At 72.6% G+C, this 3,103-nt stretch carries 3 protein-coding genes; 1 reads left to right on the top strand and 2 read right to left on the bottom strand.

The features are described 5' to 3' along the window. Positions 1–233 precede the first annotated feature (233 nt). Positions 234–1,541, bottom strand: coding sequence for an MFS transporter (locus EHS43_RS41310; protein ID WP_125195645.1), 1,308 nt, complete (start codon positions 1,539–1,541; stop codon positions 234–236). Positions 1,542–1,612: 71 nt separating this feature from the next. Between EHS43_RS41310 and EHS43_RS41305 the strand changes: the two genes are divergently transcribed. Continuing rightward, complete coding sequence (locus EHS43_RS41305) at positions 1,613–2,623, top strand: GlxA family transcriptional regulator (protein WP_125195644.1); 1,011 nt, start codon at positions 1,613–1,615, stop codon at positions 2,621–2,623. Here the strand turns inward: EHS43_RS41305 and EHS43_RS41300 are convergent. Beyond that, a partial coding sequence (locus tag EHS43_RS41300; RefSeq protein WP_148104252.1) for a zinc-binding dehydrogenase occupies positions 2,613–3,103 on the bottom strand: 491 nt, incomplete at its 5' end. The genes EHS43_RS41305 and EHS43_RS41300 overlap by 11 nt on opposite strands.

Here is a 3,103-nt window from a genome sequence, read left to right as displayed (position 1 = left end):
ACCGCTTGCTCGCCCTCGTCACGGCCCGGCCGTGCCCTCAATACCATGACCCAGCACCCGCCCCCGAGTACCTACAAACGCCCCGCTATCAGCAGCTATACCCACCGAATGCGGAATTGAGCACTAGGGACTGCCCGGCGGATCAGGCCGAGCTCGCGGGCCCGGCACGCCGATCTGCCGCGACGCCGTCCCCTGGAGTGGGCCTGCTCCCACTGCTCCGCCGGACAGCACACCTAGGCGGTCGCCGTCAGGGGCGCTGCGGCCGGACGCCGCCGGATCACCAGCGCCATCAGCGCCGCCGCCGCGCACAGCGCTCCCGAGGCGTACCAGACCATGTCGTACGTGCCGAACACGTCCCGGGCCACACCGCCGAGGAAGGCGATCAGGGCCGCGCCGACCTGGTGGGAGGCGAGGACCCAGCCGAAGACGATCGCGCTGTCGTCGCCGTACTGCTCACGGCACAGGGCGACGGTGGGCGGGACGGTGGCGACCCAGTCGAGGCCGTAGAAGACGATGAAGAACAGCATCGGCGGGTGGACCGAGGGGGCCAGCAGCATGGGCAGGAACAGCAGCGAGACGCCGCGCAGGGCGTAGTAGACGGCGAGCAGGCGGCGCGGTTCGAAGCGGTCGGTGAACCAGCCGGAGGCCACCGTGCCGACCACGTCGAAGACGCCGATGACCGCGAGCAGGGAGGCGGCGGCCGTGACGGGCATGCCGTGGTCGTGGGCGGCGGGCACGAAGTGGGTCTGCACCAGACCGTTGGTGGAGGCGCCGCAGATCGCGAAGGTGCCGGCGAGCAGCCAGAAGGGGCCGGTGCGGGCGGCCGAGAAGAGGACCCTGACCGTCCGCCGGGCGGCACCCGTCACCGGAGCGGGCTTGGGCACGAACTCCGTGGCGCCGTAGGGCCGCAGGCCCACGTCGGCCGGGTGGTCGCGCAGCAGCAGCCACACGAAGGGGACCACCGCGAGGGCGGCGAGGGCGACCGTGACGGCCGCCGGGCGCCAGTCGTGCCTCTCCACCATCCAGGACAGCACCGGCAGGAAGATCAGCTGGCCGGAGGCGGAGGCGGCGGTGAGGATGCCGGTGACCAGGCCGCGCCGCTCGGTGAACCAGCGGTTGGTGACGGTCGCGGCGAAGGCGAGGGCCATCGAGCCGCTGCCGAGACCGACGAGCAGGCCCCAGTAGAGCATCAGCTGCCAGGCGGCCGTCATCCACACGGTCAGGCCCGAGCCGACCGCGATGACGGTCAGGGCGACCGCGACGACCCGCCGGATGCCGAAGCGGTCCATCAGCGCGGCCGCGAAGGGCGCGGTCAGGCCGTACAGCGCGAGGTTCACGGAGACGGCCGCGCCGATGGTGCCGCGCGACCAGCCGAAGTCCTGGTGCAGGGGGTCGATGAGCAGACCCGGCAGGGAACGGAAGGCGGCCGCGCCGATGATCGTCACGAAGGTGACGGCGGCGACGAACCAGGCACGGTGGATGCGAGCGGGCTGCTTTTCCGTGGGGGGCGCCTGGACGGCGGCTTCGGTTGTCTGGGTCACGACATAGAGCTTGCGGTCTCCTCCGCTGCCGATCCATTGGCCGGAAGGACAGCATTCGTTAGGATCGGGCCATGAAGCCGCATCGCGTCGTCGTCCTCGCCATGGACGGGGTCCTCCCGTTCGAGCTGGGCATCCCGCACCGGATCTTCGGCCGCCCGCGGGACGCCGAGGGGCGTCTGCTGTACGACGTCGTCACCTGCTCCATCCGGCCGCCGGGTCCGGTGCGGACCGACGCCGACTTCGCGGTCCAGGTCGAGCACGGCCCGGAGACGCTGGCCACCGCGGACACCGTGATCGTCCCGGCGTCGTACGAACTGGGACCGGTCTTCGAGCAGGGCGTGCTGACCGGTGAACTGGCCGCCGCCCTCGCCCACATCCGTCCCGGCACCCGGCTCGCCTCGATCTGCACCGGCGTCTACGTCCTGGCCGCCGCCGGCTTCCTCGACGGCCGCCCCGCCACCACGCACTGGGCCGACTCCGACCGGCTCCAGCGGCTCTTCCCGCAGATCAGGGTCGACCCGGACGTCCTGTTCATCGACGACGGGGACGTGCTGACCTCCGCGGGCGTCGCCGCCGGCATCGACCTGTGCCTGCACATGGTGCGCCGCGACCACGGCACGGCGGTCGCCAACGACGTGGCCCGCCGCACCGTCGTGCCGCCGCACCGCGACGGCGGTCAGGCGCAGTACATCCACCGGCCCGTGCCCGACCCGCAGCAGTCGACCACGACCTCGGCCCGGGCCTGGGCGCTGGGCCGTCTGCACGAGCCGATCCAGCTGCGGGACATGGCCGAGCAGGAGGCCATGTCCGTGCGCACCTTCACCCGGCGCTTCCGCGAGGAGGTCGGCGTCAGCCCCGGCCAGTGGCTCACCCAGCAGCGGGTGGAGCGCGCCCGGCACCTGCTGGAGTCCACCGGCCTCTCCGTCGACCAGGTCGCCCGGGACGCGGGCTTCGGCACCGCCCAGTCGATGCGCCAGCACCTGCAGGCGGCCCTCGGGGTCACCCCCACGGCGTACCGCCGTACGTTCCGGGCCGGGAGCGCATGCCTCGACGCCCGTGCGCACCCGCTGCCTAGAACGTGAGCACGCCCCGCGCGACCCGCCCCGCCTCCGCGTCCGCGACCGCCTTCTCGAAGTCCTCGACCGGGTAGGTCTCGGTGACCAGTTCGTCGAGGAGGAGCCGGCCCTGCCGGTAGAGCTCGGCGTACAGCGGGATGTCCCGCTGCGGCCGGGAGGAGCCGTAGCGGCAGCCGAGGATGGCCTTGTCGAGGAACATCGAGGAGACGACGAAGGACGCCTCCGCGCCCGCCGCCAGGGTTCCGAGCAGGATCGCCTGCCCGTGCCGGTCCAGCAGGTCGACGGCGGCCCGCACGAGTTCGACCCGTCCGACGCACTCGAAGGCGTGATCCACACCGTGGGGAAGCAGGTCCCGCACGCCCTCCGTCGAGGTCAGGAAGTCCGTCGCCCCGAACTGCCGGGCCACCGCCTCCTTCGCCGGGTTGGCGTCCACGGCGACGATCCGCGAGGCCCCCGCGATCCGGGCCCCCTGGATCACGTTGAGCC

This window comes from Streptomyces sp. RP5T (genome assembly GCF_003933965.1).
Taxonomy (GTDB): Bacteria; Actinomycetota; Actinomycetes; order Streptomycetales; family Streptomycetaceae; genus Streptomyces.
This window is presented reverse-complemented; position numbering and strand designations above follow the sequence as displayed.

What these genes read in the sequence shown, in the direction of transcription:
- EHS43_RS41305 (WP_125195644.1), top strand. Translation starts at nt 1,613, where the DNA reads ATGAAGCCGCATCGCGTCGTCGTCCTCGCCATGGACGGGGTCCTCCCG.